This is a genomic window from Microbacterium karelineae (assembly GCF_009745985.1).
Lineage (GTDB): Bacteria > Actinomycetota > Actinomycetes > Actinomycetales > Microbacteriaceae > Microbacterium > Microbacterium karelineae.
In genome coordinates this window covers 463,538-477,088 of record NZ_WFIX01000190.1, presented here as the reverse complement: position 1 = coordinate 477,088, position 13,551 = coordinate 463,538, and the positions used below count along the sequence as shown (strand labels likewise).

Here is a 13,551-nt window from a genome sequence, read left to right as displayed (position 1 = left end):
GGACCCCCTGCGCCCGTAGGATTGGGCGCATGTCGAACGTTCTTGAGCACCTCCCCGTCGGCGAGCGCGTCGGCATCGCCTTCTCCGGAGGGCTCGACACGTCGTGCGCGGTCGCATGGATGCGCGACGCCGGCGCCGTCCCCTTCACCTACACGGGCGACCTCGGCCAGTACGACGAGGACGACATCGCCTCGATCCCGAGCCGCGCGCTCGAGTACGGCGCCGAGAAGTCGCGCCTCGTCGACTGCAAGCCGCTCATGGTCGAGGAGGGCCTGTCCGCCCTCGCATGCGGCGCCTGGCACATCCGCTCGGCCGGCCGCACCTACTTCAACACGACGCCCATCGGCCGCGCCGTCACGGGCACGCTGCTCGTGCGCGCGATGAAGGAGGACGGCGTCGACATCTGGGGGGACGGCTCCACCTACAAGGGCAACGACATCGAGCGGTTCTACCGCTACGGCCTGCTCGCGAACCCGCGCCTGCAGATCTACAAGCCCTGGCTCGACGCGACGTTCGTCAGCCAGCTCGGCGGCCGACAGGGCATGAGCGAGTGGCTCGTCGAGCACGGCTACCCCTACCGAGACTCGGCCGAGAAGGCCTACTCGACCGACGCGAACATCTGGGGCGCGACACACGAGGCGAAGACGCTCGAGGATCTCGACGTCTCGCTCGAGACCGTCGAGCCGATCATGGGCGTGAAATTCTGGGATCCGTCCGTCGAGATCGCCGCCGAGGACGTCACGGTCACGTTCGACCAGGGGCGCCCGGTCGCGATCGACGGCGAGGAGTTCGCCGACGCCGTCGCCCTCGTGATGAAGGCGAACGAGATCGGCGGGCGCCACGGCCTCGGCATGAGCGACCAGATCGAGAACCGCATCATCGAGGCGAAGAGCCGCGGCATCTACGAGGCGCCCGGCATGGCGCTGCTCTACATCGCGTACGAGCGCCTCGTGAACGCGATCCTCAACGAGGACACCCTCGCCACCTATCACGAGCAGGGCCGCCGCCTCGGCCGCCTCATGTACGAGGGCCGCTGGCTCGAGCCGCAGTCGCTCATGCTGCGCGAGTCGATCCAGAAGTGGGTCGGATCCGAGATCAGCGGCACCGTCGCGATCCGCCTGCGCCGCGGCGAGGACTACACGATCCTCGACACGAGCGGCCCCGCCCTGTCGTACGCGGGCGAGAAGCTCTCGATGGAGCGCGTCGAGGACGCGGCGTTCGGCCCCGCAGACCGCATCGGGCAGCTCACGATGCGCAACCTCGACATCGCCGACAGCCGCGCCCGCCTCGAGGGCTACGTGCAGCGCGGAATGATCGGCGGCACGACGGCCGACCTCATCGGAGCCCTCGAGCAGGGCGAGGCCAAGCAGATCACGAAGAGCGCGAATCCCGTCGACGCGGCCGCCGCGGACGCGCTCGACATCGCCGGCGAAGGCGCCGCGTTCGACACCGGCACCGACTGACACCGCTGCGGAAGCGCCCCCGAGCCCACGCTCGGGGGCTCTTCCGCGTTTCGGCACGGAGTCGCGTGACGCGTCGGTGACGAATCCGTGAACCCCCTTTCGTTTGTCAGGGGTGCGCGTGAGGATCCTCACGGGCGCCGGGCACGCGGTCCGGCCGGACGAGAAGGGGACATCATGGCGGTCAAGATCACGACGTACATCGGCTTCAGCGGCGACGCCGAGGAGGCGCTGACGTTCTACCACGGCGTGCTCGGCGGCACGCTCGACATCACGCGCTACGCGGACATGCCCATGGACGGCATGGAGGGCGAGCCGACCTGGGTCATGCACGGTCAGCTCGAGGTGCCCGGCGGCGCCACGATCATGGCCGCGGACACCGCCGGCGGTGCCGACGGCGGTTCGCGCGTCGACGTCATCCTCTACGGCGACGATGCCGACGAGCTCGCGGGCGCCTTCGAGGGCCTGTCGTCCGGCGGAAGCGTCACGATTCCCTGGGCGCCGGCGCCGTGGGGCTCGTTCTTCGGGCAGTTCACCGACCGCTTCGGCGTGAGCTGGATGATCGAGGGCGGCGGCGAACAGGCCTGAGAACGCTCGTGCTGCTCGGCGGGCCCTGCCGCTCGTCGAGCAGCACGACCCGCGGGGCGCTCCGACCGGATCGCGGTTTGGGATAGTTTGTTGACAAACCCGGATCGTCGACGAGGGGCAGGAGCGCGCGATGCGACACGGCGATGACGCGCCGCGGCGCGCGACGAAGCTGCTGCCGACCGACGCGCGGGCGCACAATCGCAGCCTCGTCATCGAGACGGTGCTGCGCACACACGACGTCAGCCGGGCCGACGTCGCCCGCATCACGGGGCTGTCGCGGATCACGATCTCGGAGCTCGTCGGGGGCCTCGTCGACGAGGGCGTGATCGTGGAGTCCGGTGCGCGCGCCTCAGCGGGGCGCCCCGGCAAGCCGGCGACTCTGCTCGGGATCAACCCGCGCATCTTCGCGACGATCGCGGTCGACCTGAGCGGACCCGGAGCCGTCCGGGGTGCTGCGCTCGCGCTCGACGGGACCGAGCTCGCGAACATCGTGCTCGATGGCGACGCGCGCGGCGAGGACGCGGTCGCGCGCGTGATCGAGCTCGTCGACCGGCTCGCCTCCTCGACCGACCTCCCGATCGGCGGCATCGGCATCGGCGCGCCCGGGATCGTCGACGACGCGGGAGTCGTGCTCGAATCGACGACCCTCGGCTGGCGCGGCGTACCCCTCGCGAGCCTGATCGGCGAGAGATTCTCCGCGCCGACGCGCGTCTGCAACGACGCCGACGCGGCGCTCGCATCCGAGCTCGCTCCCGAACGCACCGACGACCTGCTGCTCGTCCGCATCGGCGCGGGGATCGGCGGCGCGGCGTTCGTCGGCGGTCGGATCGTGCAGGGCGCGAACTTCGCGGCCGGCGAGTTCGCACACGTGCGGACGGCTTCGTCCGAGAGCGGCGCCACGACGATCGAGGAGGAGCTGCAGGCGCTCCTGCGCGAGGCGCGCCGGCCGGGGGGTCAGCGCGCGGGGACCGCGGGCGCGACCGCGTCGGTCGAGGCCGCGCTGGGCCGGGTCGGCGAGCTCATCGGCCACTCCCTCACGCCTGCCGTCGCGATGCTCGACGTGCCCGAGGTGATCCTCGACGGGCCGCCCGGCCTCGACACGGGGATCATCGCGGACGCGGCCCAGCGGGTCATCATGCGCGAGCGGAGCCTGGTCACCGGGCGCACCTGCGTGGTCACCCCCGGCGCGCACGGCGCCGACGCCGTGCTGCGGGGGATGGCCGACATCGTGCGAGCGCTCGCGATCTCCGCCCTCTGACCGCGCCCCGACCGGCCGTCAGCCGACAGGCAGGTCGAGATGCGCCTTCTTCGCCTGCTTCCGATTGCGCGACCTCTGGAAGAGCACCTTCGCGTCGGCGGGGTCGAGCCGCCCCTCCGCGAGCATGCGGATCGGACAGCGCCGGCAGCGCGGCTTCGACACGCAGCAGGTCTTCTTGGGTGTGTCCTTCTTCGACTTCTTGGACTTGTTGGACTTCTTGGACTTCTTGTCTCGCTTGTCCTTCTTGGTCTTCCCGGCGCCCTTGTCCTTCTTGCCCTTCTTGTCCCTCTTGCCCTCGTCGCTCGACATGACCACATCGTAGGCCGATGCGGACCGCCGCATCACCGGAAGCCCGCGGCGACCCCGCGCCGGTGGTACTCGAAGATGATGCTCGTGCGCGTCGAGGCGACGAAGGGCTCGGTCGACAGGTTCTCGACGACGAACTGGCGCACCTCGCTCGAATCGGCGACCGCGATGTGCACCATGAAATCGTCTGTCCCGCCGAGGAAGAACAGCTGCAGCACCTGCGGCAGCTGCTTCACCTCGTCGATGAACGCGATGATGCTGTCGTGCCGCGTGCCGCCGCGCAGCGTCACGCCGATCATGGCCTGCAGCCCGCGCCCCAGCCGCCGATGATCGACGCTCGCGTGGAACCCGCGGATCACCCCGCGCTCGACGAGCGATCTGGTGCGCGCGTGCGCCGTCGACGGCGCGATGCCGAGCGCCGCCGCGAGATCGGCGTTGGTGATCCGCCCGTCGCGGCTGAGGATCCGCACGAGGCGCCGATCGATCTCATCCAGCTCGACCGTCCGCAGATCCTTCGGAGGAATGTCCTCCATCGCACTCGTCATACGGAGCATCGTACCCACAGACGCTCTTCACACGAACATTCTGCGGAACTTGTACACATCGAGCGAACTTCTTGCGACTCTGGAATGAGACCGCCGATCGCAGCCGACACACGGAGTCCGACATGAGGATCGCCATCCCCGCCGAGGTCAAGAACAACGAGAATCGCGTCGCGATCACGCCCGCCGGCGTCGATGCGCTCGCGCGCCACGGCCACGAGGTGTTCGTCCAAGCCGGCGCCGGCGCCGGATCCCGCATCTTCGACGACGAGTTCGCCGCCGCGGGCGCGACGATCCTCCCGGATGCCGCCGCGACGTGGGCGGCCGCCGAGCTGCTGCTCAAGGTCAAGGAGCCGATCGAGTCGGAGTACGGCTTCCTGCGCAGCGACCTCACGCTGTTCACCTACCTGCACCTCGCGGCGAACAAGCCCCTCACCGACGCCCTCGTCGCCGCCGGCGCGACGGCCGTCGCCTACGAGACCGTGCAGCTCGCCGATCGGTCGCTGCCGCTCCTCACACCGATGAGCGAGGTCGCGGGTCGCCTGTCCGTCACCGTCGGCGCCTACCACCTCATGCGCTCGCACGGCGGGCGCGGAGCGCTCCTCGGCGGCGTGCCCGGCGTTCCCCGCGCGAACGTCGTCGTCATCGGCGGCGGCGTCGCGGGCGAGAACGCCGCGGCGAACGCTCTCGGCCTCGGCGCACGCGTGACGGTGCTCGACGTGAACATCCCGCGGCTCGCCGAGCTCGAGGCGCGCTACGGCAACGGCCTCGTCACGCGCCACTCGACGCGCTACGCCATCGCTGAGGCCCTCGCCGATGCCGACCTCGTCATCGGCTCCGTGCTCATCCCCGGCGCCGCCGCCCCGAAGCTCGTGACGGACGGCATGGTGCGCGGCATGAAGCCCGGCTCGGTGCTCGTCGACATCGCGATCGACCAGGGCGGCTGCTTCGAGGGATCCCGTCCGACGACCCACGACGATCCGACGTTCGCCGTGCACGACACGCTGTTCTACTGCGTCGCGAACATGCCCGGCGCGGTTCCCGCGACCTCGACCCACGCCCTCACGAACGCGACCCTGCCGTACGCGCAGCGGATCGCCGACCTCGGCTGGGATGCCGCCGCCGGGGATCCGGCCCTCGCGAAGGGCCTCAACGTGCGGGCGGGACAGATCACGAACGCCGGTGTCGCGCAGGCGTTCGGCTACGCGCTCGCGAGCTGAGGCGCGCCGGCGTCGGACTGGGCGGGCGTCGCCCGCGCGAGTGTCGGATCTCCGTCGCGTCGGAGGACGGTTGCCCGGCGTGTCGCCTCACGATGACGAGTTCCTCCGACATGCGCGCAGTGCGGGCGCCACGCGGTCCGTCAGACTCCCCCACCGCCGCCGCCACCGCCGCCCCCGCCGGCGGACCCGCCGCCGCCCGATCCGCCGGATGTGCTCGACGAACTCGAGGCACCCGACGTCAGCGAGCTCATGCTCGCGGAGAATGCCGCCGCGTTGAACGCACCGGATCCGTGGTACCAGCCAGGAGAGCTGTCACCATAGAGCACCGTCAGCTCCTCGGCCCACCGCTTCTCCTGTCCGAAGATCACCGCGAAAGGAAGCAGCGCCTCGTAGAGGTGGAGCATCTGCGTGCGGTCGTTCACGTTCACGTTCACGCGTGCGGCGCCCTGAGGCGACTGCAGCATGCGGATCCGGTCGGCCTCCGCCCAGTTCATGAAGATCTCGAGCCCGCGCAGATGATCGCGCGCGACCGCGCCCTGTCGATTCAGAGGCTTGCGCGAGACGAGGAGGACCGAGACGAAGAACGAGACCACGCCGAAGACGATCAGAAGAATCGGGAGCGCGGGCGACACATAGGTGGCTGTCGCCGCGATGCCGAAGCCGACCGTGGCCGCGCCGGAGAGGATCGCCGTGAGGACCGGACCGGACCGGACGGACCCCGGAACATCGCGGCGGAAGGGCTCGATGTTCCTCTTGCCCGTGTGCAGCACGAGCTTCGCGGCCCTCGCGAAGCGATTGTTCGTCTTCCCGAACGTGAATGTCGCCCCGGGGCGGAGTCCCGGGAACAGCCCGTCGAGCACTGCGCGCCCGTTTCTGTCCGCGAGCGCCGGGTCGGCGAGCTGCGCCGTCATCGTCGACGACCCGAACATGCCCTGCTTGGGCTCCTCGATGATCCGCACGGCGCCGCGCACCGCCTGCTCGAGGATCTCGGCGGGGATCGCCTTGGTCGAGCGATTCAACAGCAGCGCGGACCGCAGCGCGTCGAATCCGCTCGGCGGCGCGAACTCCGGGATCACCGTCGACCGTCCTTCGTCGTCGCGCAGCCGACGCGCGCGGACGATGCCCGCCCAGATCATGGTGCCCGCCGCGCCGATCGTCGTCACGATCTGCGCGATCCCCCACGGCGACGCGAAGGGCGAGGTGTCGAACTCCGTGAAGGTGCCCGGCTCGAAGCCGATCGCGATCGTCACCGTCTCGTACGGGCCGACCGCTTCGGGCCGCGTCCCGATCGCGACCGCGCCGCCGTCCGCGGGGACCGTCCCGATCTCACACTGCCGCGTGGACCCCGTCGCCCCGACGTAGCAGGAGCCCTCCCCGTTCAGCGCGGGCGCGAGATCGGGATCGACGCGCACCTCGGTCGTCACCGCGCGGAACGGCTGCGACCATTCCTCCCCGTTGACGTCCCAGTAGAACTCGTCGACGCCGTTGTCCATCGCCCGCCCGACGTTGTCGAGCGTGTAGGTGAAGACGAACGTCTGCCGCCCGTGCAGGAAGTCATCGGCCCGCGACGTGATCTGGAAGTAGCCGTCGTCGGTCTCGACCTCCGCGGGCCTCGGATCGCCGTTCTCGTCCGTCACGCTCACGAGCTCGGGCAGAAGCGGCCCGCCGAGATAGCTGTCGGGGATCGAGCGCCGCATGCCCCGGTTCTGGTCGGTCTCGGGGAACACGGCGACGAACCTCTCCGTGACGGTCACGACGCCGGCGCCGTCGGCGTTCCGCGAGAGCTCGTAGACGACGTCGAGGCTCGCGAACTCGAAGTCGTCGACATCGGCGCTCGCGGGCGAGGCCCCCAGCATGATGATCAGGCCCGCGGCGAGCGCCGCGAACGCGATCCGGATCCATCCCCCGACCTGGCGCATGCCCTCCACCCTACAAATGAGCCGGGGGCTCCTCCTCCAGCTCGTCGATGACGAGGGTGTCGCGATCGATGCTGCCGTTGCGATACGCCTGCCGGCCGACCATGTGGGCCGAGATCGGCGCCGTCGCCATCTGGATCAGCACGATCGGAACGAGGAACCAGGCGACGGCCCACGACTGGAACGCCACGGCGATGCCGGCCGCGATGAGCAGCAGCCCGAGCACCTGCGGCTTCGTCGCGGCATGCAAGCGCGAGGGAACATCGCGGAACCGCAGCAGACCGATCGCCGCGGTCAGGCACAGCACGGCGCCGAGCAGCACGAGCACGAGTGCGATCGTCTCCGCGATCATCGGCCCTCACCTCCGCTCGCGCGGTCGCGACGGGCGACGAAGCGCGCCACGGCGAGCGTGCCGAGGATCCCCGTCGAGGCGATCATGAGCATGACCGGCAGCGTGTCGGTGTGCGCGTTGACCACCGCTTCGGCCCCCATGACGCACAGCACCTCCGTCAGCAGCACATCGCTCGCGACGGCCCGGTCGAGGATCGACGGACCGATCACCATGCGGATGATCGCGAGCGCTGCCGCGACCGCGAAGACCACGGCGATCGCGACGATGAGAACGGCCTGGATCGTCATGAGACACCTCCCGCGGCCTGGCGTTCGACATACGGCGCGACCCGCGCGGTCACGGCCGCCAGCTCGTCGCGGGATCCGACGGCGCGGACGATGCGCGCCTCCCACGCGAGCGCCTTCGCACGCACGCGCGCGATGTCCTTCGTGGATGCGACGCCGATGGCATGGAGGAACAGCACCCGGTTCGTGCGATCGGCCTCGATGACCGTGCTGCCCGGCACGAGCGACAGGGCGACGCCGACGTGGGTCATGATGAGGTCGTCGTCGATGCGCAGCGGAACCCGCACGATCGCGGCGCTCGGGGTGCGCGGCGCGATCGTCCACCAGGAGACCTGCACAGCGCCGTGCACGAGGTCGACGAGGAAGCGCGCGATCCCGACGAGCAGCCACCAGGCGTTGACACGCCCCGTCAGCTCGGCGGTCGGCAGTCGGAACGCCGTGGTGACGAAGACGGCGACGAGGATCCCCGTGACGAGGGCGAGCACCGTGAACTGGCCCCACAGCATCATCCAGAGCGCGACGAGCCACGCGAAGAACGGCAGCTGCGTCCAGAAGTGACGGATCCCCTCGCGGCCGTTCACGATTCCTGCTCCACATCTTCCAGCTGCACGAGCGAGATCGGCTGCAGGAGCGACTCGCCGATCCGTTCGCACACCTCGTAGAGCGGCCCTGCGAACACGGTCAGGGCGAGAGTCACGGCGACCATCCCGACGGCCGCCCCCGACATCACGCGCGGGATCTCGCGGCGCGCGCCCTGCGCATCGGCTGCGGGCGCCTGCGAGAGGTAGGCGATGCGCCCCTCGGTCTCCGGGGAGTCGTCCTTCACGCGCCAGAACGACAGGTTCCACGCACGCATGAGCGCGTACAGCGTGAGCAGGGACGTGAGGACCCCCGCGCCGATCGCGACCCACATGATCGGCGTCCCGACGGAGGCGGCCGCATCGAACAGGGCGAACTTGCCGATGAAGCCGGAGAACGGAGGCAGCCCGCCCAGGTTGAGCGCGGGGATGAAGTAGAGCGCCGCGATGAACGGGGTCGCCGCGACGAGGCCCTTCACCCGCACGATCGACGTGGATCCCGCGAAGCGCTCGATGAGGCCGACCGCGAGGAACAGGGTCGTCTGCACGACGATGTGGTGAACCATGTAGTACGCGGTCGCCCCGACGGAGGCCTCCGTCGCGATCGCGATGCCGAACACCATGTACCCGACGTGGCTTACGAGGGTGAACGAGAGGATCCGCTTCAGCTCGGCCTGCGCGATCGCGCCGAGGATCCCCACGATCATCGTCGCGATCGCGGCGATCGCGAGCACGAGGTTGAGGTCGCTGTCGTGGAACAGCTGCGTCTCGGTGCGGATGATCGCGTACACGCCCACCTTCGTCAGCAGGCCCGCGAACACGGCCGTGACGGGTGCCGGGGCCGTCGGATACGAGTCGGGCAGCCAGAACGACAGCGGGAAGATCGCCGCCTTGATGGCGAAGCCCAGCAGCAGCAGGATGTGCAGCACGAGCTGCACATCATCCGGGATCTCGGTCATCCGCTCGGCGATCTGCGCCATGTTCACGGTGCCGAGCGCGCCGTAGATGACGGCGATCGCCGACAGGAAGATGATGCTCGAGACGAGCGAGACGACGATGTAGACGGTTCCCGTGCGGATCCGAGACTCGGTGGATCCGAGGGTGATGAGCACATAGGAGGCGACGAGCAGGATCTCGAAGCCGACGTAGAGGTTGAACAGATCGCCAGCGATGAACGCGTCGAAGATGCCCGCCGCGAGGATCAGGTACGACGGGTGGAAGATCGAGACCGGGGTGTCCTCATCGCCGTCGGCCGCGCCCTGCCCGACCGAGAAGAGCAGGACCGCGAGCAGCACGATGCTCGAGACCGCGACGAGCATCGCCGCGAGCCGGTCGACGTACAGCACGATCCCGAACGGCAGCGGCCAGCCGCCGACCGAGACGGCGAGCGGCGTCCCGAGGTCCACCGCCACGAGCATGACGACGGCGAGGGCGAACGTCGACGTGAGGGTGACGATCGACACGGCGACCTGCGCGCGACTGCGGCGGCCGAGCAGCAGCGTGAGCGCCGCCCCCAGCAGAGGGAGCACGACGAAGAGGGGCACGAGCAGGCTCACGGCGCACCCCGGGTCTCGTCCTGGACCTCGTCCATGACCGCCGTGACGGGCGCCGCTTCGCCCTCGGTGAAGTCGGTCGTCTCCTCGTCCTCCTCCTCGGCGTCCTCCTCCTCGCCCTCGAGCGCGTCCTCCGTCTCCTCGGCGCTCTCGCGCAGGGCCTGGTCGTCGGCGTCGTCGATGACGGTGTCGGCCTCGCCGAGCTGCCACGAGCGGTAGATGAGCGCGAGGAGGAAGGCGCTGACGGCGAAGGTGATGACGATCGCCGTGAGCATGAGCGCCTGTGGGAGCGGGTCGCTCGGCCCCTCCGCGCCGTAGAACGGCGCGACGCCGGGGAACCCCATGACGATGAGCAGCAGCAGGTTGGTGGCGTTGCCCACGAGCAGGAAGCCGATGAGCACGCGGGTGAGGCTGCGCTCGAGCATCGAGAACACGCCGAGCGCGTAGAGCACCGCCATCGCGACGACGAGCGCGGTGGAGACCGTCATGGGCGGGCCCCCTCTCGCGCGGCGCCCTGCGTGATCTGGCGGTCGACCTCGGCGCCGAGCGACCGCAGCACGTCGAGCACGAGCCCGATCACCACGAGATACACGCCGATGTCGAAGAACGTCGACGAGACGAACTCGACATGGCCGAGGACGGGCAGCTCGGCCTCCCAGATGGCTCGCGCCAGCGGATCCTCCCCGAACAGCATCGGCGCGACGGCCGTGCCGACCGCGATCACCATCCCCGCGCCCAGGAGCGAACCGGCGTCGGTCGGCGCCGCGACGCCGAGCTCGTATCGCCCGCCGGCGATGTAGCGCATGACGAGGGCGAGCCCCGCGACGAGGCCGCCTGCGAAGCCGCCGCCCGCGAGGTTGTGCCCCGCGAACAGCAGGTAGAGCGAGATGACGATGATCGTGTGGAACAGGATCCGCACGACGACTTCGAGCAGGAGCGAGCGCGACTCCGCGCTCATCGTCCTGCCGCCGACGAGCCACGCGCGCGGGTGCTCGCGGTTGTCGGCCGTCTGCACGCGGATCCCTTCCGTCGTCTCGACGAGCGGGCGTCGACGCGCGGCGCGGCGCGACTTCGCGGAGATGCCATCGCGGATCCGTCCCCGCGCCTCCATGATCCTGTCGCCGCGTGCCGTGATGAACACGAGTGAGGCGACGCCCGTCGCGGCGAGGACGAGCACGCTGAGCTCGCCCATCGTGTCCCACCCGCGCAGGTCGACGAGCGCGACGTTCACGACGTTCTTGCCGTGGCCGATCTCGTACGCGAGCTCAGGCCATTCGGTCGAGATGGGCTCATGGATCCGCGCGCCGGACGCGACGACGGCGATGACGGCCATCGTGATCCCGACCGCCGCGCCGATCATCGCGCGCGCGATCGTCGCACCGGATCCGTTGTGGCTGCCGAGCCGCGACGGGATCCGGCGCAGCACGAGCGAGAAGGCGATGAGGGTGACGGTCTCGATGAGCACCTGCGTCACGGCGAGATCCGGCGCCCCCGACGCGGCGAACAGGACGATCATCCCCAGACCGGTGACCGAGACGAGCACGACCCCAGTGAAGCGCTTCTGCGCCCGCACGGCGACGATGCCGGCCGCGATCATGAGCACGGCCGCAATCGGTTGGATCGGGTGCTGCCAGGCGTCCAGGCGCGCCTGCCAGCCCTCTCCGGCCAGGAGGACCGCGCCCTCCGCAGCGACGAGCACGACGAAGATCGTGCCGACGTATGTGGGCAGCGAGCCCCGCTGGGTCGTGCGGGTGACGACGACCGCGACACGGTCGACGGTGCGTGTGATGAGGTAGTACACATCGCTCGCCTGGAAGCGGAGGACGCGTCCCGTGCGGTCCCACCCTGTCGCCGCAGACAGCCAGAAGACACCGGCCCCCGCCGCGAGAGCGAACGCGGAGATCCCGAGCGCGGGCTCGAGTCCGTGCCAGAGCGCCAGGTGATAGTCGCCCTCGCCCGCCGTGTCGGCGTAGGGGGCGAGCAGGACGTCGATCATCGGGGCGACGACGCCGCCCGCGACGGTGAGGGCAGCGAGGACGAGCGGGCTCGAGAGGAAGCCGAGGGGCGGGTCGGGCCACGCGGTCTCGGGGCGCGGCTCGCCGCGCCCGTCCTTCTTGCGCCAGAACGCCCCCCAGACGAAGCGAATCGCATATGCCGCCGTGAGAATGGATCCCACGACGATGCCGATCAGCGCGACCCACGCCCACGCGGATCCCGCCAGCCCCGCCTCGAGGAGCGAGGTGAGTGCGGCCTCCTTCGCGACGAAGCCGAACAGCGGCGGCACGCCCGCCATCGACGCGGCCGCGACGATCGAGATCGCCGCCATGACAGGCGCGCCGCGGCCGACGCCGCTGAGCTGATCGATGTCTCGCGTGGAGAGCTGGCGATCGATCACGCCCACGACGAGGAACAGCGTCGCCTTGAACATCGCGTGGGCGAGGATCAGGCTGACGCCCGCGAGCGCCGTGTCGCGCGTTCCGAAGCCGACGACGACCGCGATGAAACCGAGCTGACTGACGGTTCCGTAGGCGAGGATGCGCTTGAGGTCGGTCTCACGGAGCGCCTGGAACCCGCCGAGGAGCATCGTGAAGATCCCCAGCGTGATGATCGTCGGACGCCACGGGACGGCCTCGGCGAACGTCGGGGCGAAGCGGGCGAGGAGGTAGATGCCCGCCTTCACCATGGCCGCGGCGTGCAGATACGCGCTGACGGGCGTCGGCGCCGCCATCGCGCCGGGGAGCCAGAAGTGGAACGGGAAGATCGCCGACTTGCTGAGGGCGCCCACGAGCAGGCACACGAGCGCCGCGTCGACGAGCGCGCCCGCCGGCGGCGCGGCCAGGATCTCGGCGATGCTCGACGTGTCGGCCGTGACGACGAGGATCACCGCGCCGACGAACATCACGAGCCCGCCGAGTGTCGTCGTCATGAGCGCCTGCAGCGCCGCGCGGCGGGGGGCGGCGCGCGTGTAGGCGTGCCCGATGAGGAGGTACGACAGGACGCTCGTCGTCTCCCAGAACATGACGAGCATGATGAGGTCGTCGGTCAGGACGAGGCCGTACATGGCGCCCGCGAAGGCCGTGAGCACGCCCGCGAACCGCCCGATGCCCCCGTGCTTTCCGCGGAAGTAGTTGCGGCAGTAGATCATGACGAGGGCGCCGACGCCCGCGACGATGAGGGTCATGAGCCAGCTGAGCGTGTCCATCCGCATCGAGATCTCGATGCCGAGCGGACGGATCCACATGTATGCCTCGTGTGGAATGTCGCCCGCGAGGACGGGGGCGCTCAGAACCGCCGCATGCACGGTGCCGGCGATCGGGACGAGGGCCGCGACGTAGAACACGCGCGCCCCGAGCGGCTTCGCGAGCGGCACGACCAGGATCGAGGCGGCGGCGAACGCGGCGAGGATCGCGAGCATGGGCGTCTCCTCGTCGTCGGGCCGGCACGGGCGCACAGGCGGCGGGTGTTCAGATGCACACCAGTCTATTGCGCCCGGC

Annotated in this window: 13 protein-coding genes; 4 read left to right on the top strand and 9 right to left on the bottom strand. The window is 70.1% G+C overall.

Features of this window, described 5'->3' with window-relative positions; translation table 11 throughout:
* Positions 1 to 29: 29 nt before the first annotated feature.
* The 3 genes from argG to GB932_RS15375 all read left to right on the top strand — a co-directional run bounded on the left by argG (position 30) and on the right by GB932_RS15375 (position 3,306).
* Positions 30 to 1,463, top strand: coding sequence for an argininosuccinate synthase (gene argG / locus GB932_RS15385; RefSeq protein ID WP_156761554.1), 1,434 nt, complete (start codon positions 30 to 32; stop codon positions 1,461 to 1,463).
* Between the two features lie 174 nt (positions 1,464 to 1,637).
* Positions 1,638 to 2,048 carry a VOC family protein gene (locus tag GB932_RS15380; RefSeq protein ID WP_156761553.1) on the top strand — a complete coding sequence of 137 codons (411 nt, stop codon included), beginning with the start codon at positions 1,638 to 1,640 and terminating at the stop codon, positions 2,046 to 2,048.
* 130 nt (positions 2,049 to 2,178) lie between these two features.
* The gene (locus GB932_RS15375) at positions 2,179 to 3,306 is read left to right on the top strand and encodes an ROK family transcriptional regulator (protein ID WP_156761552.1); all 1,128 of its coding nucleotides are present in this window, start codon (positions 2,179 to 2,181) and stop codon (positions 3,304 to 3,306) included.
* A gap of 18 nt (positions 3,307 to 3,324) precedes the next feature.
* On the opposite strand, the gene GB932_RS15370 is transcribed toward GB932_RS15375, so the two are convergent.
* Both GB932_RS15370 and GB932_RS15365 read right to left on the bottom strand, forming a co-directional pair.
* Positions 3,325 to 3,615: a hypothetical protein gene (locus tag GB932_RS15370; protein ID WP_156761551.1), complete on the bottom strand. Its 291-nt coding sequence runs from the start codon at positions 3,613 to 3,615 to the stop codon at positions 3,325 to 3,327.
* A gap of 32 nt (positions 3,616 to 3,647) precedes the next feature.
* Positions 3,648 to 4,166, bottom strand: a complete 519-nt coding sequence (locus GB932_RS15365; protein WP_156761789.1) for an Lrp/AsnC family transcriptional regulator — start codon at positions 4,164 to 4,166, stop codon at positions 3,648 to 3,650.
* Positions 4,167 to 4,279: 113 nt separating this feature from the next.
* Between GB932_RS15365 and ald the strand changes: the two genes are divergently transcribed.
* Positions 4,280 to 5,374 carry an alanine dehydrogenase gene (ald, locus tag GB932_RS15360; RefSeq protein WP_156761550.1) on the top strand — a complete coding sequence of 365 codons (1,095 nt, stop codon included), beginning with the start codon at positions 4,280 to 4,282 and terminating at the stop codon, positions 5,372 to 5,374.
* Between the two features lie 140 nt (positions 5,375 to 5,514).
* On the opposite strand, the gene GB932_RS15355 is transcribed toward ald, so the two are convergent.
* From GB932_RS15355 to GB932_RS15325, 7 genes are read right to left on the bottom strand one after another with little or no spacing between them, the layout of a single operon-like run.
* Complete coding sequence (locus tag GB932_RS15355) at positions 5,515 to 7,293, bottom strand: DUF2207 domain-containing protein (protein ID WP_231916242.1); 1,779 nt, start codon at positions 7,291 to 7,293, stop codon at positions 5,515 to 5,517.
* A gap of 10 nt (positions 7,294 to 7,303) precedes the next feature.
* Entirely contained in the window at positions 7,304 to 7,642 is a 339-nt protein-coding gene (mnhG, locus tag GB932_RS15350) for a monovalent cation/H(+) antiporter subunit G (protein WP_156761549.1), read from the bottom strand.
* The gene (locus GB932_RS15345) at positions 7,639 to 7,929 is read right to left on the bottom strand and encodes an MrpF/PhaF family protein (protein ID WP_156761548.1); all 291 of its coding nucleotides are present in this window, start codon (positions 7,927 to 7,929) and stop codon (positions 7,639 to 7,641) included. The genes mnhG and GB932_RS15345 overlap by 4 nt, the downstream gene beginning before the upstream one ends.
* Positions 7,926 to 8,507 (bottom strand): Na+/H+ antiporter subunit E, encoded by a 582-nt coding sequence (locus tag GB932_RS15340; protein ID WP_231916240.1) that lies wholly within the window; start codon positions 8,505 to 8,507, stop codon positions 7,926 to 7,928. The genes GB932_RS15345 and GB932_RS15340 overlap by 4 nt, the downstream gene beginning before the upstream one ends.
* Positions 8,504 to 10,060, bottom strand: a complete 1,557-nt coding sequence (locus GB932_RS15335) for a Na+/H+ antiporter subunit D (RefSeq protein WP_156761547.1) — start codon at positions 10,058 to 10,060, stop codon at positions 8,504 to 8,506. The genes GB932_RS15340 and GB932_RS15335 overlap by 4 nt, the downstream gene beginning before the upstream one ends.
* On the bottom strand, positions 10,057 to 10,545 hold the full coding sequence (locus tag GB932_RS15330; RefSeq protein WP_156761546.1) for a Na(+)/H(+) antiporter subunit C: 489 nt from the start codon (positions 10,543 to 10,545) through the stop codon (positions 10,057 to 10,059). Before GB932_RS15330 ends, GB932_RS15335 begins: the two co-directional genes overlap by 4 nt.
* Positions 10,542 to 13,472: a Na+/H+ antiporter subunit A gene (locus GB932_RS15325; RefSeq protein WP_156761545.1), complete on the bottom strand. Its 2,931-nt coding sequence runs from the start codon at positions 13,470 to 13,472 to the stop codon at positions 10,542 to 10,544. Before GB932_RS15325 ends, GB932_RS15330 begins: the two co-directional genes overlap by 4 nt.
* Between the last annotated feature and the right edge of the window lie 79 nt (positions 13,473 to 13,551).